Origin of the sequence: Paenibacillus arenosi (assembly GCF_014841135.1) — a bacterium.
GTDB lineage: Bacteria > Bacillota > Bacilli > Paenibacillales > Paenibacillaceae > Paenibacillus_B > Paenibacillus_B arenosi.
The window spans coordinates 12,756-39,577 of record NZ_JACYTN010000007.1 but is presented as its reverse complement, the minus strand read 5'-3'; the positions used below and the strand labels follow the sequence as shown (position 1 = coordinate 39,577).

Annotated in this window: 21 protein-coding genes; 1 reads left to right on the top strand and 20 read right to left on the bottom strand. The window is 44.4% G+C overall.

The window, feature by feature from the left end; all coding sequences use genetic code 11:
• Nucleotides 1–19 precede the first annotated feature (19 nt).
• Both IFO66_RS11565 and IFO66_RS11560 read right to left on the bottom strand, forming a co-directional pair.
• On the bottom strand, nucleotides 20–1,774 hold the full coding sequence (locus tag IFO66_RS11565) for an ABC transporter substrate-binding protein (protein WP_192025297.1): 1,755 nt from the start codon (nucleotides 1,772–1,774) through the stop codon (nucleotides 20–22).
• Nucleotides 1,775–2,265: 491 nt separating this feature from the next.
• Nucleotides 2,266–3,636 carry a polysaccharide deacetylase family protein gene (locus IFO66_RS11560; protein ID WP_192025414.1) on the bottom strand — a complete coding sequence of 457 codons (1,371 nt, stop codon included), beginning with the start codon at nucleotides 3,634–3,636 and terminating at the stop codon, nucleotides 2,266–2,268.
• A 190-nt stretch (nucleotides 3,637–3,826) separates the two neighbouring features.
• Here IFO66_RS11560 and IFO66_RS11555 point away from each other — a divergent pair, with 190 nt between their 5' ends.
• On the top strand, nucleotides 3,827–5,002 hold the full coding sequence (locus tag IFO66_RS11555) for an AI-2E family transporter (protein WP_192025296.1): 1,176 nt from the start codon (nucleotides 3,827–3,829) through the stop codon (nucleotides 5,000–5,002).
• Between the two features lie 360 nt (nucleotides 5,003–5,362).
• Here the strand turns inward: IFO66_RS11555 and IFO66_RS11550 are convergent, their stop codons facing one another.
• From IFO66_RS11550 to cymR, 18 genes are all read right to left on the bottom strand, one after another.
• The gene (locus tag IFO66_RS11550; protein ID WP_225445688.1) at nucleotides 5,363–7,225 is read right to left on the bottom strand and encodes a peptidoglycan D,D-transpeptidase FtsI family protein; all 1,863 of its coding nucleotides are present in this window, start codon (nucleotides 7,223–7,225) and stop codon (nucleotides 5,363–5,365) included.
• Nucleotides 7,226–7,502: 277 nt separating this feature from the next.
• Nucleotides 7,503–9,617, bottom strand: coding sequence for a methyl-accepting chemotaxis protein (locus IFO66_RS11545; protein WP_192025295.1), 2,115 nt, complete (start codon nucleotides 9,615–9,617; stop codon nucleotides 7,503–7,505).
• A gap of 296 nt (nucleotides 9,618–9,913) precedes the next feature.
• Nucleotides 9,914–11,236, bottom strand: coding sequence for a peptidase U32 family protein (locus IFO66_RS11540; RefSeq protein ID WP_192025294.1), 1,323 nt, complete (start codon nucleotides 11,234–11,236; stop codon nucleotides 9,914–9,916).
• A gap of 20 nt (nucleotides 11,237–11,256) precedes the next feature.
• Complete coding sequence (locus tag IFO66_RS11535) at nucleotides 11,257–12,192, bottom strand: peptidase U32 family protein (RefSeq protein ID WP_192025293.1); 936 nt, start codon at nucleotides 12,190–12,192, stop codon at nucleotides 11,257–11,259.
• Between the two features lie 157 nt (nucleotides 12,193–12,349).
• A complete protein-coding gene (gene mltG / locus IFO66_RS11530) occupies nucleotides 12,350–13,402 on the bottom strand; it encodes an endolytic transglycosylase MltG (RefSeq protein ID WP_192025292.1) in 1,053 nt (350 codons plus the stop codon).
• A gap of 88 nt (nucleotides 13,403–13,490) precedes the next feature.
• Entirely contained in the window at nucleotides 13,491–13,793 is a 303-nt protein-coding gene (locus tag IFO66_RS11525) for a DUF1292 domain-containing protein (protein WP_192025291.1), read from the bottom strand.
• 3 nt (nucleotides 13,794–13,796) lie between these two features.
• The gene (locus IFO66_RS11520) at nucleotides 13,797–14,090 is read right to left on the bottom strand and encodes a DUF1292 domain-containing protein (RefSeq protein ID WP_144991563.1); all 294 of its coding nucleotides are present in this window, start codon (nucleotides 14,088–14,090) and stop codon (nucleotides 13,797–13,799) included.
• Nucleotides 14,091–14,101: 11 nt separating this feature from the next.
• Nucleotides 14,102–14,518 carry a Holliday junction resolvase RuvX gene (gene ruvX / locus IFO66_RS11515; protein WP_192025290.1) on the bottom strand — a complete coding sequence of 139 codons (417 nt, stop codon included), beginning with the start codon at nucleotides 14,516–14,518 and terminating at the stop codon, nucleotides 14,102–14,104.
• Nucleotides 14,519–14,578: 60 nt separating this feature from the next.
• Nucleotides 14,579–14,839: an IreB family regulatory phosphoprotein gene (locus tag IFO66_RS11510; protein WP_192025289.1), complete on the bottom strand. Its 261-nt coding sequence runs from the start codon at nucleotides 14,837–14,839 to the stop codon at nucleotides 14,579–14,581.
• Nucleotides 14,840–14,923: 84 nt separating this feature from the next.
• A complete protein-coding gene (gene alaS, locus IFO66_RS11505; protein WP_192025288.1) occupies nucleotides 14,924–17,554 on the bottom strand; it encodes an alanine--tRNA ligase in 2,631 nt (876 codons plus the stop codon).
• Between the two features lie 431 nt (nucleotides 17,555–17,985).
• A complete protein-coding gene (locus IFO66_RS11500) occupies nucleotides 17,986–20,379 on the bottom strand; it encodes an S-layer homology domain-containing protein (protein ID WP_192025287.1) in 2,394 nt (797 codons plus the stop codon).
• A gap of 264 nt (nucleotides 20,380–20,643) precedes the next feature.
• Nucleotides 20,644–21,714: an AI-2E family transporter gene (locus IFO66_RS11495; protein ID WP_192025286.1), complete on the bottom strand. Its 1,071-nt coding sequence runs from the start codon at nucleotides 21,712–21,714 to the stop codon at nucleotides 20,644–20,646.
• 50 nt (nucleotides 21,715–21,764) lie between these two features.
• On the bottom strand, nucleotides 21,765–22,244 hold the full coding sequence (gene nrdG / locus IFO66_RS11490) for an anaerobic ribonucleoside-triphosphate reductase activating protein (protein ID WP_192025411.1): 480 nt from the start codon (nucleotides 22,242–22,244) through the stop codon (nucleotides 21,765–21,767).
• Between the two features lie 2 nt (nucleotides 22,245–22,246).
• Nucleotides 22,247–24,070, bottom strand: a complete 1,824-nt coding sequence (locus IFO66_RS11485; protein WP_237684616.1) for an anaerobic ribonucleoside triphosphate reductase — start codon at nucleotides 24,068–24,070, stop codon at nucleotides 22,247–22,249.
• Between the two features lie 273 nt (nucleotides 24,071–24,343).
• On the bottom strand, nucleotides 24,344–24,559 hold the full coding sequence (locus IFO66_RS11480) for a hypothetical protein (protein WP_028596045.1): 216 nt from the start codon (nucleotides 24,557–24,559) through the stop codon (nucleotides 24,344–24,346).
• Between the two features lie 51 nt (nucleotides 24,560–24,610).
• Entirely contained in the window at nucleotides 24,611–25,111 is a 501-nt protein-coding gene (locus IFO66_RS11475) for a PRC-barrel domain-containing protein (RefSeq protein WP_192025285.1), read from the bottom strand.
• Between the two features lie 78 nt (nucleotides 25,112–25,189).
• Nucleotides 25,190–26,377, bottom strand: coding sequence for a cysteine desulfurase family protein (locus IFO66_RS11470; RefSeq protein ID WP_337912921.1), 1,188 nt, complete (start codon nucleotides 26,375–26,377; stop codon nucleotides 25,190–25,192).
• Between the two features lie 12 nt (nucleotides 26,378–26,389).
• Nucleotides 26,390–26,809, bottom strand: coding sequence for a cysteine metabolism transcriptional regulator CymR (gene cymR / locus IFO66_RS11465; protein ID WP_192025284.1), 420 nt, complete (start codon nucleotides 26,807–26,809; stop codon nucleotides 26,390–26,392).
• Between the last annotated feature and the right edge of the window lie 13 nt (nucleotides 26,810–26,822).

Here is a 26,822-nt window from a genome sequence, read left to right as displayed (position 1 = left end):
ATACTGCACTGTGCTACTATTATTGAATTTCAATAACTGGCGTATCAAACGTGAAGCGTTTGTATGGTGATACATCGAAACCTTTTACGCGAGCGTTTGCAGTCAATGTATCACGACGTTGATACAAGTAGATGTGTGCAACTTCTTCGTTCGCAATTTGATAAATTTCTTTGTAGTAAGCTTTACGCTTATCAAGATCGTATTCTTCATTTGCAAGCTTGAACAATTCATCTACACGTGCATTTGAGAAGAAGTAATCGTTTTGGTTACCACCAGTACGGAACGTACCTTGTGCTGTTTGCGGGTTAGGTGTTAGACCAACTGCCAAGAATACCATCTCGAAGTCGCCTTTTTTCACTTTATCCTGCAATGCGTTGAAGTCCATTTGATCTGGAACGAACTCGATTCCAAGCTTCGCATAATTTTCTTTAGCGATTGGGATCAACACTTCATTTACTGCGTTCGGTGTGGAAGCTGTAAATGTAATCTTGAACTTCTTGCCGTCCTTCTCACGGATTCCGTCAGCGCCTTCTTTCCAGCCTGCTTCGTCAAGCAACGCTTTCGCTTTCTCAAGATCGTAATCGTACTTGTTCACTTCATCTGTGTAAGCCCAAGATACTTTGGACTGAGGAACGTTAACAACGTCTGCTAGACCTTGGTAAACACCATCAACGATTTCTTGACGCTGCAAGCCGTACACCAATGCTTGACGTACTTTCTTGTCTTTGAAGCGCTCGTCTTTATGATTCAAACCGATATAGCCATAACCATTCGTTGGGTTCAACGTAAGGTCAGCGAATTCAAGTGCTTTAATTGCTTCCACATTATCTAAAGATGCAGAGATGTTAACTTCACCATCTGTGTCTCCCGTTTGCACGAGCTGCATATTTGTTTCTTCTGTTGTTACTTTGTAGATCAAGTTAGGAACTTTAGGTGCCCCTTTGAAGTAGTGTTCATTCGCTTTGAACACAACTTCTTGTCCTGCTACCCATTTTTCCAATTTATATGGACCAGCGCCGACTGGCGTTGTGAATGTATCTTTCATCTTGCTCAAGTCGCCTGGCTTATAAGCAGCTCCATAAACATGCTTAGGTATAATACCCGCCGTACCAAATACGTCCAAAGATAGTACAGATGGCGTCTCCAATGTAACTTCAAGCGTCTTAGGATCAATTACTTTAATACCTGAAATCGATTGGGCTTTGCCTTCTTTATAATCCTTTGCCCCTACGATCGGAGCGTAGGCATACGCATCAGTCGGACCATCATAAGATTTGTCATAGTACAATGTAAATGTAAATGCTACGTCTTCTGCCGTAACAGGCTTCCCATCACTGAATTTTGCATCTTCCAATGTAAATGTAAGTGTCTTTTTGTCTTCAGATACTTTGTAATTTCCTAGACTTGGAGCATACGTACCGTCCTTTTGAACTTGCAAAATGCTAGCAAATAGTGTTTCAGCAACATATGCATCATATGCAATTTCAGCATATTGCGGGTGGAATACACCAGAAGGTGCAGGCATACCAACAATGACAGTATCCTTACGAGCTGTTGCATTCGCAGGGGATTTGCTAGGATCAGTAGCTTTGATTGTACCTTCTGTTACTAGCTCACCCTCTGCAGGTGTTCCTCCTGCATTTTCACCTTCTGCAGGTGTCTCTACTTTTGTACCTGGGTCAGCTGGTTTTGCAGTATCTCCGCCACCGCAAGCAGAAAGGATTAAAGAAAATGCCATTACTGCGCTAAGCAAGATTAATAGTTTCTTTTTCATGACCTTATCCCCCTAATCGATATAAATAATAAATAATCATCGAATTGCATATCTATAACCTAATAGAATTATAGAATCTGCCGTTTTCTGCCTCTCCCACTACGGTTTCGAACATCGGTCAAATCGTATCGGAACCCTAGTTCCATAAGCAGGAAACGAATATTTTTCATAATACTACTTGATAATTAGGCTTTTGTAAATCCCCATGTAAGCTTTATTTTGCAATTCTAGCACCACTTTTTGATAACATTTTTTTATCGATCTCACAGCCATTCAATGTTAAAAATATGTAATGTTATTAATGAAAGTAAATCAAATGGACATTTGTCCATTATGGAGAGACATCATTATTCCCCTGTCCTCTTTGAAAGTGCATTTTTCTATTTACATAAAGTTTGCATACTTTTTGCATATTGTATTTACATAAAAAAACCTTGGGTTCTAAATGCTAGAAACCCAAGGTTTGACGATAGAAAAAATATCCTATTTTACTAAGTAGCACTAGGTGCTTTCTTAACCGTATGCTCTGAACTAAGAAGCGTTTGCTCCTGCATATTCGCTTCATATACAAATGATTTTCCATACTTTGAAAGAAGTGTATGACGTGACATAATGATAAGCTTTGGAACAAGCTGTTCGGTATGGTTGCGGACTCGGTTACTGCCAGAAGGATGAATAATACGCATAATAAGTCTCAAATAATGCTTACTTGCCCATGCGAATAAGCTTTTAGGTAAATCCTTAACCATAAACCCAAACTGCTCTGGGCCTCTATTAATCATGCTGACACCGTAGAGTGCTTTGAACTCTGCATTCACCTCTGGATGGGATTGAACGTAGTCTGCCAGCTCTGGCAATGTGCGCTCTACATCTCGTATCATGTGAATGGCGATTTGCATCATATTGCGAGATCGTGTTCCGATCTCATACAATCTGCGATTGTCAAAATGAATCTCCAACACTTTATCGTCCTGCTTCAGAATAGTTCCATCATCCATCGTTACTGGCTCTCCATGATATGGACGCATTCTAAAGTGGAAGATCGGCTGCTCCGGATTCGTTGTTTTCATGCCGAACAACATATGAAATACTCGCTCATAACCAAGCCATGCGTTCACGACGATGCGCTTTAACCAGGATGGATTGCGAACTTTATTAGCATCTGTAGCGCGAATTAATTCATCTACACGCACACAACGCAAATCTTTTTGCTTCGCATCCTGAAGGAATCGCTCCAACGCAATGATCATATTTGCTGGCGCATCTGCATCTGCTCCAAGTGTTAACCCACAGTCATGCAGCAGCAGTACTTCTCCGCCGCGACAGCATTTGGACATGCGCTTGTATAAGCGATCCGCTCCAACCTTCTTGCGCCAATCGTTGAACATGGCTGACCAAAGTATAATTTGGATATGGCCTAATCGGTTGAAATCAAATAAATTTACAATCCCCCAAGGAGGTCGATAATAAATGGGGCGTTTGCCTGTTATCGACTCGATAATGTTAGATGTCTTTTCTATATGCTGCCTTACTGTTTTGGGACGCATAAACCAGTTAGTCTTATGAACATAATTATGAATGCCTATGAGGTGACCTTCATCATGCATGCGCTTTAACAGCTCTGGGCATTTCTCAGCTTGAATGCCTAGAACGAAAAAAGTAGCTTTAGCATTATATGTTTTCAATAAATCAAGAAGTTGAGCGGTATATTCAGGGTGAGGCCCATCATCGAACGTTAGAGCAAGGTCCCTCTCTGATTTCCCTTTCTTGAACACTCTAAATCCAAAAAGACGACTGATAACACCTGGAATAAATGCGTAAAACGTTAAGATATAAAAAGACCACAATAATATGAATTCTATCATTCGTGTTTCCCCGTTTCTACATGTCATTATGGCTTCCATTCATTGTATCATATCAGTAAAAAAATAGGCAGATGATTTCATTTTCGTGTAGAATGAGTACATAGAATCAACAGTAGCAAGACCTGTTCTTAGATGGGACTGTAAGCAATATTACAAGTAAATATTTAAGGAGGAGACATATCCAGCCATGTTGGCATTTTACCGTAAATATTGGAAGACCGTTTTTGATATTGCCCTAGTTGTTCTAACTGTCTATTTAATTATGTTTGCATTCAGTCGATTATACGCGATTGCGGCACCAATATTTTTAGCGCTTATTATTTTCTGGATCATTGAGCCGCTTGCTCGTAAATTATCACGCAGAGGAATACCGAAATCTATCGCCTCCGCACTATCTGTCATGCTGTTCGTGCTTGTCATTCTTGGTTCGCTCATTGCAGCAGGAATCATCTTCACGCAGCAAGTTGGGGATATCGTCAGTTCAATCCCTGCTCATCAAGAAGCAATTGTCAAACAAATTGGCCAGATTTCATCATTTTTGCAAGACAAATATCAAGATCTGCCCGGAGACGTAGCAGCTAAAATGAATACGTATTTCCAAGACTTCGCTTCCAAAGCAGCACATTGGATGACAAGCTTCCTGAATTGGCTTGTAACCAACGTCGCTTCCTTCTCTACCTTTGTGATGAATTTTGGAATCGCCGTCGTGCTTGCTTACTTCCTGAGCACCGAAATCGAATCTTGGAGAAAAATTACGCAAGAAAAAACGCCTAGAACATTCAAAAATGTATTCGTGTTCCTAAAAGAAAATGTATTCCGCGGTATCGGAGCTTATCTCAAAGCACAGCTCAAACTAATATCGATTACATTTTCACTCATTTTCATTTCATTAACAATATTGGACGTTGGACACGCATTTACAATCGCCTTGTTATCCGCATTATTTGATATTTTGCCATTGCTAGGCGTACCTGTTATCTTTATTCCATGGATTATTTATATGTTTATTGTCGGCAATACGACAATGGCAATATGGCTAACGGTAGTTCTGGCAGTCACCATGGCTACTCGCCAATTCCTTGAACCTAAGATTACAGGCAATACATTGGGTGTATCTGCGTTCACCATGCTATCGTTCATGATCATTTCGTTGTCCCTGTTTGGTATTGCGGGATTGATTCTAGCACCGATTCTACTCATCTTGCTCAAAGCCCTATACGATCAAGGGTATTTCCAACGGTGGATTCGTATGCCTGTCGATGAATTCGATTCGAATCCTCTCGTACCGAGCACGGAGCCTGATGCCGAATCGAGCACTCCAAGTCATACAAATGCAGCAGCAGATGAGCATTATAAAGCATAAGGAATAGATTACTGCTGCAGGTTGAATAACAGCAAGTTTGTATGGCTTCGCTTGTACCATCGTATAACTAAAAAGAACCACACAGATGTGCAGTTCAAAGTATCGAGAACCCCTGTATTATAGAAAATACAGGGGTTCCTTATTTATTGACTTGGCAGCTACCATAACTTCTGTAAGTGTTCCTGCCGTATCGATTAATTCATTATTTTTCATAAAACTATGCTTGGCTTGTCTCCAAATATAAACCGGCAACAAGCTCCCTGCCTTTAACATTGCTACTCGTTCACCAGCCCTTATCTTAGTTATAATATCCCTCCTTTATGTCATCTCAAAAAAAGACGCCCCTTATAGGAGACGCCTTCACTGTTGTTCTGCTTTCTCATAAGCAGCAAGCAAATCCATCACTTCGCCAAATACCGATGTTGCAATATGAGGTTGTGAGGCTTTACTGATTTCATTTTCCGACACAACCGCAACCGCATAACGAGGCTTCTGTGTCGGACCATATCCAACAAACCAGCTATGCAGCTTATTCGTACCGTAGGCTTCGCTTTGAGCGGTGCCGCTCTTCCCCGCTAGTTTCCACAATCGGTGGCGCAATTGTTGGCCAGTCCCTTCTTCAATAGTTCCCCTCATCCATTGCTGCAATAACCTCGTCGTTCTAGGTAGCAATTGCTGCTCACCTTTCACTTCCGTCTTAAATTCCATTATCGTGTGTCCTCTGGCATCCGTTGCTTTGGCCACAAGACGGGGATGGCCTGTTCGACCATGATGAAGCAGGGTAACGATTGCGTTCGCTGCTGCAAGCGGAGTAACTCTCACATCACGCTGCCCGATAGCACTTTGCGCCCGTACACCACCATCTATAGTTCCAGCTCCAGTACGCTGTTCATCACCATTTGTATAACTGAACACACGCCCCTCCTGCTCCTGCGGAGCATGCGCAAGCGCCTTATGACCTAGCCCATCGGAAGATATTAATCCAGCCTTTCCTGTAAAACCAAGCTTGTCAGCATACTGCTGAATCTGCACTGCGCTGAGTCGTTCCCCTAACTGAGCAAATACGACATTACATGATTGTTCAAAAGCCTGCTCCAGTGTTAATTCACCATGTCCCTCTTTATGCCAACAAGATAAACCATACCGCCCATATTGTCCTGTACATAGAAACTTCTCTTTCGGGGATACCTTTCCCGTTTCTATAGCAGCGGCGGCGGTAACAAGCTTAAATACAGAACCTGGAGGAAGCGCAGTTACCGCTTGATTATTCCAGTCCGTGTGCTTCGGTTCAATATGCTGTGGATCGTACCGCGGCAAAGAGACCATCGCTACAATATCGCGTGTCTGTACATCCAATACAACTACCGCGCCACGATGGATTCCTTTTTCACGCATAACCCCATCGATCGCCATATGAAGTTTCATATCAGCCGTCGTATGCAGCATTAGCGGATAATATGGATTATGCGGACGGCTCACTCGAACATCAAGCCCTTTCAAAGGGGTTTGCAAAGCATCTGTATAGTGTAAATAGGTGTGGGAACCAATGCTTTTCAATAACGGTTGGAATGACTGCTCCAAGCCGGCGGCTCCTGTTCTCATAGCTGAATCATTTTCTACTGAATTTACATGCTCTTCCGAAGACAGCAGGCTCGTATAGCCGATCCAATGCGGAGTCTCTGTTCGATACGGATAAGGCTGCGCATAAGGGAGAATTCGAACACCATTCCATTTTTGCAGCTGTACATCTTTTATTTGTGACGCACTCAACAATAATGGTGTTTCTATCTTCTTTAATTCACTACCTACTTTGTTCGAGTTCCTGATACTTGCCACAAACGGCTCTTTTGCCTGTGTCCATTGTTCAACAAGCTTCTCTTCCTTCATATTCAGCCACACAGATATCATCCGGATTGCGTTACGATCAAGTGATTGATGATTAACAGGAAAGAGTACAAGTACATCTGCATGTTTCCCCGTCAACACTCGTCCTTTGCTGTCTACAATTCGACCACGGCCATCATCAAGTACGATACCTTTTTCCCGTTGAACAATGGAACGACTCACAACAGAGCGTTCACGACTATCCATCTTTCCTCCAAATAGCTGAAGATAAGCTAATCGAACACCATACAGTAGCAAAATACAACTAAGTATGAGTCCCGCTATTTGAATACGGCTCCATCTTTCTTTATACGACTCCATTTCTGTACGTTTATTCATACAACCATCCGTTCCATTCTGTCCATGCTTTTTCGCAAGTTACCTAGTACCGCCAATCCCCGCTATCCACATGGAAGCAACTTCTCGCTATTTTGTTCATTAGTCATTATTATTTCTTAGAAAAATACATCTCAAACGATAGTACCCCATACTTATTACTATTATCACTGCTGCAAAGCACTCCAATAAAGAAAGAGACCGCCCAACTGCCATTTCTCCATGGCTTTGGACAGTCTCTATACGTTCGATATTTGCAACTGGTACAAAATGTAGCAATTTACTGCTCAACGATACTGAACTGCTTCAGTCTATCTTGTAAATCATTAGATACTTGCTCCAGCTCATTTGAAAGCTCCACCAATCGATTGGATACCAGCATCTGTTCATTGCTGAGCGAAGCTACTTCCTCAGACGTGGCTGAAGACTGTTCTGCAACCGCACTGACATTAGACATCGCCTCCGTCATAATCCGCTGAGATTGATCCAATTCATTGACTGCTGAAGTTGCTGAATCAAGCTTTTCAAATAGGGCAACCATTTGCGATTCTACCCCATGGAATATCATATCGGCTTCCTTCACTGCCCCAAGCTGCTCACGGAATATCGGGTAAGCTTCTCCTAACATCGTTACCGTCTCATCCACTTCACGCTGAATACTTGCTGTAATTTGACCTACGACCTCAATGGATTGCTTGGATTGATCCGCTAGACCCCGAATCTCGTCCGCTACGACCATAAAGCCCTTTCCTGCTGCACCAGCTCGCGCAGCCTCAATCGCTGCATTAAGCGATAAAATATTCGTCTGTTTCGTCATCTGATTGAGCAAATCAAGAATTTGACGAACCGATTGCGTACTATCTTTCAGTGCATCAACCTTCGCCACCAAGGAACGAACAATATGCTCAGTTGCAGCGGTTTTTGTACTCAGTTCATTCATATAGCTAGTACCCCGCTGGCTCTGTTGCTGCACTTCGGTCGCTGCATGGAACATATCTACGTTCATTTCAACGACTTGCTGCATTTTATTCGTCGTTTGTTCACTGCAATCATTGCTGCGTTCAGCTTCCACAGCTAGACTAGCCGCTCCTTTTGCAATTTCCTCAGTAGCCAGCGCAATTTCCTTGGCAGAAGATGCAGTACTACGCGAGGCTTCTCCTAACTGTCCGGCAGTAAACAGAACAGCTTGAGCAGACTCATCGGTCCGTTGTACAAGATCCTTTATTCGCTCCATCATCGTGTTGAAGCTTGTGCTTAGCTGTCCGATCTCATCATTGGAGCGATGCTCCATATGAAGACCGAGCTTACCCTCAGCACCTTCCATCATAAGATCACGCAAGCGCTTGAGCGGCTTACCAACCATTCTCATCACGTAATATCCCAATAAAGCCGCTACTATGATTCCGAGCCCAACCGAGATCCACGTAACATTGCGAATCGAATTCGTCTCTTTCACAATCGATTGCACGGGTGTAAATCCGTTCAATATCCACCCTGTCTCACGTGAAACAAAGTAAGAGCCTAACAATTCCCCATGCTCGGCACTGTCAACAATCTGCTTACCTGAAGTCGCCTGAGCTTGCGGCGTTAGCTCAATGGAAGGAGCCTGACCCAACTTGCTTAGGTCATTATCGAGAATAAGCTTTCCCTTTGTATCTACAATTTGGATAAATCCACCTTGACTTTGATCCCACTTCAAATGATCAGCCAGCGATTGCACGTATATTTCCATTACCATAACGAACTGAGGTTCATTCGTTTTTAGATCTTTAACAAGTCGAGCCATCGAGAATATGGGCTTGGGACTTTGATCAGCAACTCCTTTGGCACTTGACGCAATCCACACCGGCTGGCCCTTCTTATTGACGGTTTCTTTGAACCATTCCTTCTCCCTAGCCGTAGATAAAGCATCCGAAGGTGTTCCTGATGTAAATATAGGAGTGCCGTTATTCTCCAATGGAATAAAGAACATCGAAAACAACGTATTATTCCCAAATACATAACCTTTCAGCTCAGATTCAATTTGCTGCGTTTGTTCAAATAACTCAAACGAATTGCTTTTATCCCCACGGTACACATTCGACAAGTTCGTATGCAATTGCTTATCAAAGAGTACCTGATTAGACAGCTTTACGCTGTTGTTAAACAATAAATCAAGCTTTTCCCCTGCTTGAATCAACGTTTGCTGTTGCGACAGCGACAACTGTTCTTCTACAATCGTTCTCGAACGATCGTAAGAAAATAAGCCAATACTCACCACGAGCAGCGTTACACTTACTAAAAAGATGATGAACAACTTTACCCCAACAGAGCTAAGCGCTTTCAATTTCAGAATATCCCCCTTATTCTGCATGATTAACGACGGACTCGTATCTTTTTCTCGTTTCAAGCGCATCGCTATACCCCTTCCTCTTCCTAAGCAGATAGGTAAATCTAGGTATTAAGTCACATGTCGTATGTAGTTCGTTGTCCAGCTTGGTAAATCCTTCATGATTCGTCGAGCTTTTTAAAAAATGATGTCCATTTATTCCGAATTAACAGCAAACAGTCGGTTCTTACCTATAAAATAAATAAACCCTTGCTCGTAAGCAAGGGCCTATTTCTGTGATTAAGGGTGAAAAATATATGGTTACTGATAACCCAACAGTTCCGTTCAACAGTCTATTGTACAGAGCTGTCAGTTATTTGTTGTTAACGATTCTTTTTGCGCATCATATCAAAGTACTTCACCGGCTGATCAACCTTCACTTTGACATATTGCAGCGGATGACGAGCCGCATCCAACGGATTGCCTTTTTCATCATAAATTGCCTCAATCGTCTGCTTAAAGAAGAACCCTTTAGGACCAAAGAATTCTACTTCTGTACCAGGCTTAAAGTGATTGCGCTGCTGAACAGTTGCCAGCTTCGTCTCTGGGTCATAGTCAATGACAAGACCTGCAAAATCATATGGCACAGCCTTCTCTTCCGGCTCATAAATGTGATCCTCATGATCAGGCTCTTCATAGAAGAAGCCTGTATTGACTGGACGATTCGCCGCCTTGTTCATCTCTTCAACCCATTCTGGCTTCAACTGATAATTTTCAGGGTCCGCCATATAAGAATCGATCGCTTGACGGTACACATTAATAACTGTTGCCACATAGTGAATGGACTTCATTCGTCCTTCTACCTTGAAGCTATCAACGCCAGAGTCTACAAGATCAGGCAAATGATCGATCATGCACAAATCTTTGGAGCTCATCGCAAATGGATTTTGCTCCTCTTGGAACAATGGTAGCTGGGTAATTCCTACCTTGAATGGCTCCAATGCAGGCTTCTGTTCCATGTCCACAGCATCAGCACGATCATCCTCGAATAGGTCATATCTCCAACGACAAGATTGACAGCAACCGCCTCGGTTGGAATCACGGTCAGTAAAGTGATTGGATAAGACACAGCGCCCTGAATAAGAGGAACACATTGCTCCGTGAATAAATGCTTCAATCTCCACGTCCACTTGCTGCTTAATTTCCGCAATTTCTTGCATGCTCGTCTCACGAGCAAGTACCACGCGAGGCGCCCCTTCATTTTTCCAAAACTGCACGGTTTGCCAGTTGGATACGGATTGCTGAGTAGACACATGCACTTCAAGTCCAGGCGCTACACGTTGAGCTGTCTCGATGATGACTGGGTCAGCTACGATAATCGCGCTAATGCCGACTTCCTCCAACTTTCGAAGATAGTCCTCCAATCCATCAATATCCTCATTATGCGCGTAAATATTCGTCGCAACGAATACTTTAGCACCATATTTGTTAGCAAATTCTACCCCTTCGCGCATTTCCTCGAAGCTAAAATTGTCTGCGTTTGAACGCAAACCATATTTTTGACCTCCGATGTAAACAGCATCCGCTCCATAATGAATCGCAAACTTAAGCTTCTCAAGGTTGCCTGCGGGAGCTAGCAGTTCCGGCTTATCCAGCCGGTTACGCTTGCCAAAGTATTTCCGCTCATGCTTCAATGTTGTTGTCATACGCTTTAGCTCTCCCTTCCTTAATACATTTGCTCTTTATAGAAAAATCCGAATGACAGTTCACGTTCAGGGTCTTGTACTTCTCGGATACGCTCCAGCCACTGTTCATTGAATTGATAACTTTGGGGATCTTCTGCATATCGATCAATCGCTTCACGATATACACGAACGACTGTCTCATTGTAATGCAGCGGCTTCAATAACGTTTCAATCTTGAATGAATCGAGCCCTGCTTCAAGCAGCAGCTTCAAATCCTCTATCATACATACGTCATCTGAGCTCATTACATAAGTACCATGCTCATCCTCATAAACAGGGTACTTCTCATCCTGACGTTCCTGTTCGATTAAAAATAACTTACGTTCAATTCCAACTTCTTCAAGACGAGCCTCTTTGCCAAGATGGCGCATATAGTGCTGAAGCAAATGACGCTTGGAATGATAAATATTCGTCATTCCATGCACCTGTACTTCCACTTCCATATCTGGAAGCTCACGCTTCATCTCTTGCACCTGTTCCATGTTCAACTCGCGCGCCAATACCATGCGGCTTGCGCCGCGCTTCTGCCAGTAACGAGCTGTTGCATAGTTCGTCGACGTCATCTCCGCGTTCCAGAACAGCTTTGTATTCGGCGCAGAATCCTTTGCGATCATCAATATAGCAGGATCTCCATAGACAATAGCATCTACACCGACACGTTCCAGTTGTGCCAAGTAGTCAGGCAGTTCCTTCATCGTATCATTGTGAAACAGCTGGTTAACTGCCACATAGAGCTTCGCATGATACTCGCGCACGATTGGCATTGCTTCCTCAATAAGCTCTATCGTCATCGTCCCTGGTAATCGCAGGCCATATTTGGGTTCTCCTACGAGAACAGCAGTAGCACCTGCTTGGAGCAGACGTTGTACTTCAGTAATACTGCCTGCTGTTACAAGCAGCTCCGGCTTCTTACTCATCCTCACACCACTTTCCTCTCATTACATAAGCATGTCTCTCTATATAACCGTAATACGGCCCCTTATTCCATGAATAATAGCATTGCTTTTTCACAATGTGAGGCCGATTACATACTCAAGGTCTCGTTGATTGCAGCTGTTGGTAGCTTTCTAAAGGCTATTGCTTTTTACTTTTTTCAATATTTCTCTGATGTTCCTCATACGTTTTGGCAAACAAATGAGTCGAAGTCCCATCTTTCTTCGTCACATAGAACAAATATTCCGAAGCTTCCGGCGACAATGCCGCAGTCAGCGATGAAAGGCTCGGGCTTGCAATTGGTCCTGGTGGAAGCTTGTCCACTTTGTACGTATTATAAGGACTATCAATTTCTAAGTCTTTATAGAGCAAACGTTCTTTTTGCTTATCCAACGCATATTGGACGGTAGCATCAATTTGAAGACGCATTTTATCTTCAATTCGGTTATAGATAACACCAGCCACTAATGCGCGCTCCTCATCAACAACAACTTCACGCTCTACTAATGAGGCTACTGTGAACAGTTCATGAACCGTTAAACCACGATCTTTTAGCTGCTGCTCCCAGTTCGGAATTTGTGTGAAGCGATTCTCCGTCTCCAACAACATACGGTTGACGATATCTTGAGCTGTACTGCCAATTTTCAACTCATAGGTCTCAGGGAATAAATACCCTTCCAACGGATGTTTAAGGTTCGTATCCTGCGGGATAAGGAATGGCGTGGAATTTTCTTTTTGGAGCAACTTCGCTGTCTCTGCTGCAGCTGTTAAAAATTCATCCTTTTTAACAATTCCTTCTTTCGCCAGCTTGTCCGCCATTTGTTCAATCGTGAACCCTTCAGGAATCGTAAAGCGTATGCCATCCTGCTTAACGACTTCTCCTCCATTCAGTTTCGCGATAATCTCTTCGTAAGTCATTCCAGGTTTAAAGGAATATTGCCCTGCCTTAAATTTGCTACCTTCTCCGTTCCATTTCAAATACGTTTTAAAAAAGGTAGCATTTTTAATAAGACCTTGTTCTTCTAATTGCTGTGCAATTGTAGATGGACCCGTACCACTCTCAATCACCACGCGTACTTCTTCGTTTTTCGCTGCGACTGGCTGTAGACTGCTCCATACATACCAACCTCCACCAGCTGCAAGAAGCAATACAGCTAGAAAAAGAATGGAGACGATCTTTAATCCTGACTTCATGATATCACTCTCCCACATGGAAAAAAGAGCGGTATGCCCGCCCTTTTCAATATTATTACAATGTGCAATTACTTTCTACAATCAACATTTACTGATCTTCTTCAAGCTCATCGGAGAATGCAACTTCATCATAAAGCTCCATTACATTCTCCCACTCTTCATCTTCTTCAATCGTCTCAAGCTGAGGTTCACCTTGAGCGTTATCCGTGATGCGAAGTACATCTATTTCGCCGTTTTCTTCTTGAACAACGACAGCATAAGCCTTAGCTTCTATTTGAAATTCCGCAAGCAAGTCGAATATGCGACTTGTACCTTGTTCATCTGTCATTTCCAACGACGTACCAAACGTCGATGAAATACGATCGATAAATTGAAGTTTCTGTTCACTCACGTCTTAAATCTCCTCTGAATCCACTAGCGTATTGAATGTCTCTTCAACGATATTCCACTCTTCTTCATCTTCGATTACGAACAGCTTCAAGTCGTCTCCGTCTTCTTCATAGCGGAATGCGTATACTTCTTCAGAATCCTCTTCATCACTAGGTTCAACAGGAACGACCATCATGTACTTATTGTCGGACCCATCTACTTCAAACTTCATGATGACTTCGAACTCTTCTTCATTACCCTCATCATCAGGAATGTAGATAATTTCTGGCTCTTCATGTTGCTGTTTATCGTTCGTCATGTTCAAACCCCTCACCTTCTAGATTGATAGTCGAGATAATTCTGCAAAATTATAGTGGCCGCTATTTTGTCAACGACCTGTCTTCGTTTCTTGCGACTAACGTCAGCCTCAAGCAATGTCCGCTCAGCAGAAACGGTGCTCAAGCGCTCATCCCACAGGTGAACGGGCAGTCCCAACGATTCTTTCAATGTCTCGGCGAAAGCAATGCTGATTTCGCCGCGTGGGCCGATCGTGCCGTTCATGTTCTTCGGAAGACCGAGAACAATTTCTTCAACCCCGTGCTCACGCACAAGAGCTTCCAAGCGACGCAAATCATCATCTGGGCTGCGACGCACAATGACCTCTAGACCTTGTGCCGTCCAACCCATTGCATCGCTTACTGCGACACCGATCTTGCGGTCCCCATAATCCAATCCAATCAGTTTCATCGTCTTCTCCTACCGCCGCTTATGGCAAGTTCGTGCGCCTTATAACCAACACACGATAAGTTAGCGATGGTGTTTCAGGTAGAAACGAACCAACTCTTCGATAAGTTCATCGCGTTCTTTCTTACCCACCATGCTTCGAGCGTTGTTATGACGCGGAATGTAAGCGGGGTCTCCCGAGAGCAGGTAACCGACGATTTGATTGATTGGATTGTATTCTTTCTCCATCAATGCATCATACACCGACAACAAAATCTCTTGACTAGATGCCTCTTGCTCTTCTGGCTTCACATTGAACTTCATTGTCTTATCCATAGAATTCATCGTCGACACCTCGCTTTATTCTTATCATAACACATACCCAGCAAAACAAGAAATTATACCTTTTTCATCATTTCAGACAGGTGCTTACGCACCTGCCTGCTGACTTACCAACTGCTCAACGAGCGCAAGCGCTTCGCTCAGCTTCTCGGCATTCTTGCCTCCGGCCTGCGCCATATCTGGACGACCGCCGCCGCCGCCGCCAGCTGCAGCAGCAATCTCTTTAATCATTTTACCCGCATGGAAGCCCTGTTTAACTAATTCTGGAGCGACCGATACGACAAAGTTAACTTTGCCTTCACTTGCAGCACCAAGGACGATAATCGCTTGCTCCAACTTCGTCTTCAGCTCATCCGCTGTCGTACGCAGAGCATCCATGCTTCCAGCGTTCACTTGCGCCGTCAACACTTGCACACCTGCAATCGTACGTACTTGATCCGTCAATTGCCCCGCTTCCATACTGGAAAGCTTCGCTAATAACGATTCATTTTCACGTGCTAGTTCTTTTTCACGTGCGAACATCGCCTCGACACGTTTAGGCACATCCGAAACATTGGACTTGAGCAGGCTCGCAGCTTGCTTCAACACTTCCAATTGTGCCTCCATATATTGATACGCATTACGACCTGTAACGGCTTCAATTCTTCGCACGCCAGATCCAATTCCGCTCTCGCTTACGATTTTGAACAGGCCAATCTCAGACGTATTGTTTACGTGACAACCACCACACAGCTCAATGCTGTACTGACCAACTTGTACGACGCGAACAACATCACCATATTTCTCACCGAACAGTGCCATTGCGCCCATTGCTTTCGCTTCATCGATCGATTTTAGCTCAATCTTAAGTGCAGTGCCCTTCCAAATCTGTTCGTTCACACGACGCTCGATATCTGCCAATTCTTCTGGCTTAACACTGCCCAAGTTCGTGAAGTCGAAACGAAGACGCTCAGTTTGCACCAAAGAACCTGCTTGGTTAACATGCTCACCAAGAACGTCTTTCAATGCTTGATGAAGCAAGTGTGTAGCGGTATGGTTCTTAATGATGTCTTCACGCTCTGTACGAGCTACAGCCGCCTCGATCGTCATTCCTTCACGCAGTTCGCCTGCTTCTACTGTTACGATATGAACATGTTGACCATGCGGTGCTTTTTTCATATTTTCAACTCGTGCAACAAGACCAGAGCCTGTCAGCACACCCGTATCGCTTACTTGTCCTCCGCTCTCTGCATAGAACGGAGTACGATCAAGAATAACTTGGCACGTTTGACCTGCAGTTGCTTCCTTAACTAGCTCGTTGTCCGCGATAATCGCCAACACCGTGGAAGATGTTACATACTCATCATAACCAACGAATTCGCTTTTAGTCGTAAGGTCAGCAAGTGGCCCACCTTGTACGTTCATGCTCTCTGTAACTTGACGTGTGGAACGCGCCCGTTCGCGCTGCTCTTCCATCGACGCATCGAAACCTGCGCGATCAACCGTCAAACCATGCTCTGCCGCATATTCTTCCGTCAAATCAAACGGGAATCCGTATGTGTCATACAATTTGAACGCATCAGGTCCGCTAATTTGTGTATGGCCTTCCTTCTTCGCAGCTGCTGCCATTTCAGAAAGAATCGCAAGACCGTCAGCAAGCGTCTCATGGAAACGCTCCTCTTCGTTCTTAATTACCTTCTCAATGAACTCGCGCTTCTCAACTACTTCTGGGTAGTGAGAGCCCATCACATCGCCAACGGTCTTAACAAGTTCGACCATGAACGGACGATCCATGCCAAGCATTTTTCCGTAGCGTACCGCACGGCGAAGCAAGCGACGAACAACATAACCGCGGCCTTCATTAGACGGCAACACGCCATCGCCAGCTGTAAATACAACCGTACGAATGTGGTCAGCAATTACTTTGAACGCAACATCCAATTCTGGATTTTCTTTATATTTTACGCCTGCAATACGGCTCGTCTCTTCAATGATCGGCATGAACAAATCCGTATCGAAGTTCGAATCCACATCCTGCAAAATGGAAGCGAAACGCTCCAAACCTGCGCCTGTATCGATGTTTTTATTCGGAAGCGGTGTATAGCTGCCGTCTTTGTTATGGTTGAACTGGGAAAATACCAAGTTCCATACTTCTAGATAGCGCTCATTTTCACCACTTGGGTAGTTCTCTGGATCGTTAGGATCTCCATACTTCTCGCCACGGTCATAGAAAATTTCCGTACATGGTCCGCAAGGTCCCTCACCGATATCCCAGAAGTTGTCTTCTGTCTTAATGATATGATCAGCTGGAACGCCAATCTTCTCATTCCATAGCTTGTAAGCTTCCTCATCTTCAGGGAATACCGTGACATATAGACGATTAGCATCGAAGCCAATCCATTTTTTGTCCGTCAAGAATTCCCATGCCCACTCGATCGCTTCTTCTTTAAAATAATCTCCGATAGAGAAGTTTCCGAGCATTTCGAAGAACGTATGGTGACGACGAGTTTTACCTACGTTCTCAATGTCGTTTGTACGAATACATTTCTGCGAGTTCGTAATACGCGGATTATCAGGCATAACACGTCCGTCAAAATACGGCTTAAGCGGTGCCATACCCGCGTTAATCCACAACAAGGATGGATCGTTATGCGGTACGAGCGATGCGCTCGGTTCGATATGATGTCCTTTACTCTCGAAAAATTGAAGCCATTTAGCACGAATGTCACTTGCTTTCATGAAGGATTCCTCCTATGACGTTATGTTCTATATAGTTGCGTAAAAAAATAAAAATCGCCCCTGACAAATGCAGGGACGATTAAATATCGCGGTACCACCCTGGTTATCGCTTGGCTTGCATGCTCGATATGCAGCTACAGCTGCATAGAATAGGCATGATGCAAGACTAAACATAAAGCGATCTCCTCGACGTTGATAACGGGTTCGACCCGGTGAAGTTCATTCACACTCCGTAACTAGCGTTCAGCGGCACTTCATGGTGAAGATTCTTACAGCCTATATATAGCGTATTGCGCCATATAAGGAATCTTCTCTCTGGACCAAGGGCTGCAGCTTACTCGGTTTCATCTGCGTTTTAAGCAATATAAGCAATAAAAGTATTGTTAATTATTTAGTATAATTAGCTAATGGAACGTTGTCAAACCCCGTTATTATCGGCTTCCTCCATTAGAACCACTCGTTAAATAACCCACCTCTTGAAGCACACGTTGCAGCATAACCGCTCCTTGCGCACGAGTAGCATCTCCTTGTGGAGCAAACGTTTTAGCGGTAAGACCTGAAATAAGTCCCGCTTCTACCGCTTTGGCCACATCTCGCTTGGCGTAAGAGCTTATTTTATTCCGATCCGAGAACTTCTCAGCAGCAGAACCGCCTTCCGGTAACGGTTGACCAGCGGCATTCATGACACGAACGAGCATCATCGCCATTTGTTCACGAGTAACCGTCTGATTTGGACGAAACGTACCATTACTGTATCCGCTAATAATGCCTGCTTTAGAAGCTGCACCAATCATTCCTGCCATTGGATGTGAATCACTAATATCACGGAATTGCGCTGCACCAGTCTGATCTGGCTTCAAACCAAATGCACGAGCGAGCAGTACGGCAAATTGCGCCCGTGTCAGCTTTTGTTCTGGCGAGAAACGGTCATTGGATGTTCCCTCAATGATAAACTTCGAGGCAAGCGTCTCAATGGACGCACGCGCCCAATGCGAGCTCGTGTCATGGAAGGACTTGTTGCGCTCTGCTAGTGCGACGCTAATATTGGACTTACCTGCAAACTTCACTAATGTAATTCCGCGCTCTACTTTGATTGTATTGGCCGTGTATAAGATCCGATCTACGTTAGGATCGTATTGAATCGCAGATAAATGCCTTGGATGATAGACTGACGTTAAGCGGTATGCATGCTGGACATCTGCTGTGATAGTCCGTGGTGCCTTGCCATCCACAAAGGAATACAAGGTAAACTTATGAGGACTGATAAGCTGGCGTGCACTGAGCTGACTAAGCTTCTGAGTCAGCTTATTTAAGGTAGGGTCCTCTTCTACATGAATAGCTACCCATATCGAAGAGTCATTTGCCCACTCAGTACGGATGCCGGTGTAATTGAGATTATTTAACGGCAACGTATACACCGTATCTTTGTATTTTAGCGAAAACTTAGCTCCACTAGCTTGCTTCGCTGCTGTTTCTAGAACTTGCAGCGGAATAACGAGAATTCCACTGTTCTCTGTGACTGGAACTTCATAGATAACATGTTTAGCAGCGCTGCTCTTTGCCGCATACTCAAGTGCAGAAGCGAAATGATCCTTATTGAGAACATAACGATTGCTTGGCATTGCACTGATGTGAGAAGGGGATTGCGCTGATTGTTTGACAGCTGAATTCTGATTCAGCGTATATATACCATGTTCAAGCAACCACTCATAGGGTGTATCCGTCATATGCGCCGGACGATTACCTGCCCCTGGCGTGTTTGGCTGACCTGGTGTACCCGGATTACTTGGGTTACCTGGGTTACTTGGCGTACCCGGTACTCCACCTGGTCCTCCTGGGCTTCCGGGATTTCCTGGATTACCCGGTGGCTTGCCTGGTACACCAGGATTACCGGGTTGACCTGGATTCCCTGGCTTGCCTGGCTGCTCTGGTGTGCCTGGTACTCCTGGTTTGCCTGGGGCTGGGGCATCAGGCTTGCCCGGTTGGCCAGGTGAATGCGCACCATAAATAACAGGAACATTTACTAATGCCGCGAGACGGTTACCTACTGTATCTTCTAATGGCGCTTGGCCGGGATTATAACTTAACGTAATGGTATCATTATGATGTGCTTGCTGCTTAAGTTGGATAGTCACGATGTTAGCATTGGAAGTGAGGCTGCTTAAACCTAGAGGCTGATTATTACGATATACATGGAATTGCTGTAAGGCAGTTAAAGTGACAGGCTTGAGTCTTTCTGAAAAAACAAGCGTTACGACATTGTCTCTCATCGCAGCTTGGCTAAGTACAGGCGGAGAAGTATCGTTGCCTGCTTGTGTCCTAAACACCCAATCTCGATCATAAATCCCTACAAAGTCACCCACGTTGCTGCGGAATGTACCATAGTCGATCCATACCGTATATTCTGTATCTGGATTTAATGTTGTCCCCACATGCCATTCGACTGTTCGATTGTTGTTCGTTATTTTAACGCGAGCATCACCGACCGGAATTCGTTCTACATCGTCTCCCATCAAAGTTCGAATCGCTAGCTCGCCATTTCCCTTTACAATCGCCTGATCGAAAGTAAGCTGAAGCACTGGCCGCGTGCTTACTTGTTGTGCAGCTCTCGCTGGAGCCATATTGACTAATCGTACCGCTTTCCAACTATTTGCCACTGATCCTACTGAAGCCATTTCTGGGGATGTATTCGTAGAGGAATTATTCGGCGACAACTGTTCCGCTTTCGCGATAGTCGGGACATCTGGTGCAGCAGAAGCTGCCAGCGGGTGCAATACCATCCAAGCAGATACGGCAAACACGAAGCATGATCTTAATAATTTCACTACTTATTTCACTCCTCGCACATTTACAAATATTTCTTGTAACTTATATAGACGAACTAAATTACATTTTGTTGTGCTTTTCCAGTAAATAATTAGTGACAATTTGTCACATCGCAATCCCAACCATTTCTCTCCCTCTTTTTCTTCTCGACTGCAAACAGAAAACATCACAACTTACAGCAAAAAAAGCTGTTCGACTACACGAACAGCTTTCTCCCCTTATACTTAACACCTTTAATCGGTACAGCTAAGCTAAGTTCATCACTACAACGTTCTACGCCTTACGAAGTACGTAAATACATGCTGGAGCACTACCTTCAGCGCTGCGAAGACAGGTACTGCCAATATTAAACCGACCACCCCAGCTATTTCGCCACCTACAAGCAAAGCGAAAATGATCGACAACGGATGCATATGCAGCGTTCTGCCTACCACTTGTGGGGAGATCACATTCCCCTCTAATATTTGACAAGCCGTATTTACGAGAATAACCATCAGCATCATCTTGAATGAAATGGTTGAGGCAACAATTAATGCAGGAGCCGCCCCAAAGTAAGGACCTAAATACGGAATAATATTAAATATCGCCACCATCAAAGCCAACAGCAATGCATAAGGCATACCAATCAACCAATAACCGATATAAGCCAGCACCCCAATAATGACACAAACGAGAAACTGTCCACGAATATAACTGCCGAGCGCAGCATCAATGTCTTTGAACATCATAACAAAATGCTTGCGGTGGCTTCTTGGCACATAGGCAACTACCGTTCTTTCAAACACATCGAAGTCTTTTAAAATGTAAAAAATAAGAAACGGAACGATTAGTGCAACAAACAACATATTGATCGTCGCACCAATATTGTCTATAAAGTGGGTAATTCCTTTGCTCATCCGTTGTTCCAGCATAAACATCCATTCATTCATTCCGGTCCGAAGCGTTGGTGGCATTAAGGAAGACTGACTAAGCCCATTCATGAATCGCTCCGCCTTCGCATTCAATTGCGGCATCTGTTGATTCAATTCTTCAAGCTGAGTCAACAGCATAGGAATGGCATTCATAAGAATGACAGCGACTGAAAAAATAAATACTGCATAGATGAGTAGCACCGCGATCGTACGCGGCACTTTTCTGTCATTTAACAACGATACAATTGGATTAAGCACATAAGCAATAATCATGGCCAAGAAAAACGGGGCGAATATTGCTTTAAAAAACGTATACAAATGTCCAATAACGGGACGCAATAAATACAGCATATATAAAATAAGCAATCCGAGAAGCATATAAATGCCGTATACGAACAATTTATTTTTTAACAAACGCTCCACTGCTTCTCACACTCCATCGGGACATGCATTCACAGTAGAGTATATGTCATCTACATCAAAAATAAACCGTCAGGATTTCCATGGGATAACTTCCAAATTCGCTGATTGTCGCTGCCACGATAACGCAATTCCGGTCGTCTTCGTTCTTGCAAGAACGGTCCGTCTACAAGTACATCTATATAGGTGAGTAGCTCATTCATATCTGCAGTTCCATTTTGCTGAATATATTCCAACGTATATCCCGTATACGCCCAAATGTGACGTCCTGCCTCACGGAGAATGCACGCTAACCTTTTCACTTCACGCGCTTGCAGAAACGGTTCTCCGCCAGATAAGGTAACATCCGTAAGCGGATTGGACAATAGCTCAGCAGCCGCTTCCTCCACGCTGAGCACTTCGCCAGCCCTCATATTCCATGACTGCGGATTATGACAGCCTTCACATCGATGGGGACATCCACTCAAAAAAATAACCGAGCGTAATCCTTCACCGTCTACAACACTATCATGTACAAAAGACAACACATGCAAGCTCATCTATGCTTCACCCGCTCCTGCTCCTCTGCTTGCTTCGCCCGATTCCATTTGCTCATATCCCCTACCAAATAGCCCGTAATTCGCCGTATGCGTTCGATATTCGTCTCTGGAGCCTCACAAACTGGACAATTACTATGAATGATCGCTTGATATCCACAAGTGCGGCAGCGATCAACAGGATGATTAATGGAACCGTAGCCGATTTGATGCTCTGCCATCGCACGCACAAGTCGATCCAGCGCTTTTATATTGCCAACTACCGCGCCATCCAGCTCGACATAGGTAATATGTCCGCCATTGCACAGTTCATGGAAGGGTCCCTCTATGCGAATTTTATCAAATGCTTTTAAGCTGTAATACACGGGTACATGATATGAATTGGTGTAATACTGTCTATCTGTCACTCCAGCTATATTCCCAAAGTCAATGCGGTCTTTTTTTACGAACTTTCCTGAGAGCCCCTCAGCTGGAGTGGCAATCAGAGAAAAATTCAACCCTGTCCGCTCTGCTGTCTCGTCCATTCGTTTACGCATATGACGAATAATACGTAGCCCCAGCTCATGAGATGATTCAGATTGGCCATGGTGGCTACCTACTAGCTGAGTTAATGCCTCAGCAAGACCAATAAAGCCAACGCCGAGCGTTCCTTGTTTCAACACATCTACTAACGCTTCATCTGGCGCCAAATGCTCACTTCCACGCCAAACGCCCTGACGCATAAGGAAGCTGAAATCTTTAGCCCGCTTCTTGCTTTGGAATTGCAATCGTTCAAGCAGTTGACGCTCTGCAACGTCCATTAGCGAATCTAACATCGAGAAAAAATGTTCCACGTCGCCTGCCAGTAAACTAAGCCTAACTAGATTCAACGATGTAAAGGATAAATTGCCTCGTCCCAAAGCCGTTTCTTTCCCATTCACATTTCCCATCACTCTAGTACGACATCCCATATAGCAGGCTTCAGACTCAGGCGTTCCATCATCATACTGCGCGTTAAACGGCGAATCTAAAAACGCAAAATTTGGAAATAGACGCTTAGCGGTTGTCTCTAGTGCGAGCTCATACAAATCTCGATTCGGGTCACCTTCGTCAAAATTGACTCCAGACTTAAGCTTGAATATTTGAATCGGGAAAATAGGTGTCTCTCCGTTACCAAGACCAGCTTGGGTGGCCAACAACAGCTGCTTCACTAATAGTTTGCCAAAGCGAGAAGTGTCTGTCCCATAATTAATTGAAATAAAAGGAACTTGTCCACCACCGCGCGAGTGCATGGAGTTCGAGTTGTGAATGAAAGCTTCACAAGCTTGATAGACATCACGCTCTGTCCACTGCCACGCAAGGGATTCAACTTGATTTGGCTCAGAAAGCGGCAACTGTTCCAATACGCCACAATGACGTATATAGGTTTTTTCTACATAAGGAGCCAAATCATAATCAAACATCGGATACGCTTGTCCGCCATGTTGCTGATTTTGATTCGCCTGCAAAATGATCGATGCCAAAGCCATCGCACTCTTTATGTCTTTAGGTTCACGCATATGTCCATGACCTGTATTGAATCCACCGCGCAGCATTTGTCCAAGTGGAATTTGACAGCAGGTTGTCGTTCCTGTTGCATAATAGTCTAGATCATGCGGATACAGCAGATTGCTTGCCATTGCCTCTCTAGCCTCAGCCGTAAGCAAATGATGCATCGCATACCAGCGGGCGCTTTCGCTAGCCATTTTCCCCATAATGCCCATTGGTGAGCGACCGTCCACGTTCGCATTTTCCTGCATCAAATCTTGATCTGAACCATCAACGATATCATCTAAGGACTTCATTAATTTTTCCTGATCGAGCTGTTGCTGGTTTGTATGTTTATGAATAGATTGAAAGCGATGAGTCGACCTAGATTGGCATGTATCTCCCGCTGACATCGAATCTTTTTTAGAAGTAAGTAAAGTGGTCATCCATTTCCAGCCCCTTCTTTTAAACACTATATATAGTATGCATTTATAAAACAGATCACAATATGTATTATGTCACACTCAAAATTACAAAATTAAACAACAAAAAACCTGATTGCATAAAAGCAATCAGGCCTGCTTGTAAACTTATGTAGAGGCTGGTGCCCCTGTATACGCAGTATCTGTCCATTCATCACCGAAAAATAGATCATCTAGCGAGCTGAGTGTTCCATCTTCCTCTACTTGATAGACCGACATTTTCTCACCATTCACTGTTAGTTCAATAAAGCATCCCCAACAGTAAAATTGGTGAGCACCTATTTTGCCGATGTCTTTCGAGTTGCAGTTCGGGCATTGCAGCATTTGTTCACCATTCCGTCCCTATAATATTGCGCATTAGGGATTGCAGCCAATCTATTGGTGCTCTGGCTTGAGGTCATGAAGCAGAATCGCATGTTCTCCTATCTGCATCCGGCTTGTTCCATCAATGCGCTGCCTTCCTTCCAGAAGGTCGGATATTAATCCGTCTGTAATTTCCAGTCCTACTATCGTATTGCCCATATCTGGCTGAAAATAAACATCAGCAACCCAGCCTAACTGGGTTCCCTCTAGCGTTAGCAATGGAATGTCTTTCAATCGCTTCGAACCATATAAAAATGACCACTCTTGTCGCCCTACTATCTCTACCCCTCGTTCAATGACAGATGTACTCGGAATAAATACGGCATCTTCACCACAAGCCGCAAGCTGCTCCCATTGAATAACTGCAGCTTGACGATGAAACATACCGCCCTCCTCCAATTCCAGATGAGTTAGCATCCATTGTGCCGATATCCATATATCTTTAACTTTAGATACTCTTTGTCCTGTCGTAGTATCATAGATCGGCAAGCCAATGAGCTCCAGCAATTTCACAATGCTCCTCCTCCAGCGAGACGCCGAGATTGACAACTCGCATGTGAACTTGAAGCACGCATCCGCTTGAGGAACAGCCTATCGGTTCGTTCTGCTGCGCAGACGTTCCGCAATTCCCTTTATTCGCTCAATGGCTTCGTGTGCTTGCTCTTTAGTATTGCCCAATCCAAAGCTAAATCGCACAGCCGTCTTCATTCGCTCAGGCTCAAGCTTCATCGCCTTCAGCACATGAGAAACTTCCAAGGAGCCAGACGTACAAGCCGAACCGCTGGCAGCCATTATGCCTGCCATATCCAAGTTCATTAACATCGTTTCCGTCGGAATATCCAATAAGCTTACATTTAGAACATGAGGCAATCGTTCTGTAGGATGACCATTTAACACGATTCGATCTTGGAAGTACTCTCTAAGTTCTTCCCAGAACAGCTCCCGGATCTCGCTAAGCTCTTCACGCTTGTCCGACAACTGACTGTATGAACGCTGAACAGCTTCAGCGAAACCTGCAATGGCAGCTACATTTTCCGTCCCCGCCCGACGTTTGCGTTCCTGACTTCCTCCATGTATCAACGGCTCCCACTGGACGCCTTGACGAGCGTATAACAACCCAATCCCTTTCGGACCGTTCACTTTATGTGCAGAAAAACTTGCGAAGTCTATCGGCAGCTCATGCAAGTTAAGCTCCATAGCACCAAGCGCCTGAACTGCATCTGTATGCATCACAATGCCACGCTCACGTGCAAGCTGACCAATGGCTGCGATAGGCTGAAGCGTGCCTACTTCGTTATTTCCCAGCATGACGCTTATTAAGCAAGTATGCGGTTCAATTGCAGCCGCAACCGCATCTGCATGAATACGGCCTTCATGATCGGGCTCTACTCTTGTAACAGTAAAACCTATACGCTCCAACTGCTCGATTGGATGCAGCACAGCATGATGCTCAATCGTTGTCGTAATAATGTGCGGCATAACAGAGCTGCCTTCGCGCTTTGCTTTGAACCATGCTGCCCAAGCAGCGCCAAAAAGAGCTGTATTGTTGCTCTCGCTACCGCCACTCGTAAAAATAAGCTCTTGAGCCGAGCAGCCAAGCATAGCCGCAAATCGATCCCGAGCTTGATTAATAATGGCTCTTGCTTCTCTCCCTGATGCATGTACGCTGGAAGGGTTTCCATAAATATGCGCCAAACGTATCACCACATCACTTGCATCAGGATGCAGCGGTGTCGTAGCTGCATGATCTAAATAAATTCGCTCCATTTGTTCGTTCACTCCAAATGTCCCTTAAATATAGAACATATAGTTGTCTTGACCACCTTCACCTTTGAAGTTGATCAAGTCAGCCAACATCGTCGTATCCATCACTTGTGCAATACTATCTCGAATTCGCATCCATAGATCACGCTTCGCTGGATCATCCTCTTCCGTAAAGTCCACAGGTGAAATCGGACCTTCCAACACACGAATGATCTCGCCTGCACTCAACGTTTCAGGCTCCCGTGCAAGTATGTAACCTCCATACGCACCACGAATACTTTTGACCAGGCCTGCGTTGCGCAGTGGAGCAATTAATTGCTCTAAATAATGTTCAGACAGTTGATTTTTGTCAGCTATACTTTTCAAGGATGTTGGCCCTTCGCCATAGCTTTTAGCCAATTCCATCATAATTGTTAAGCCATAGCGGCCTTTGGTAGAAATTTTCATCGTAGCACCCCAT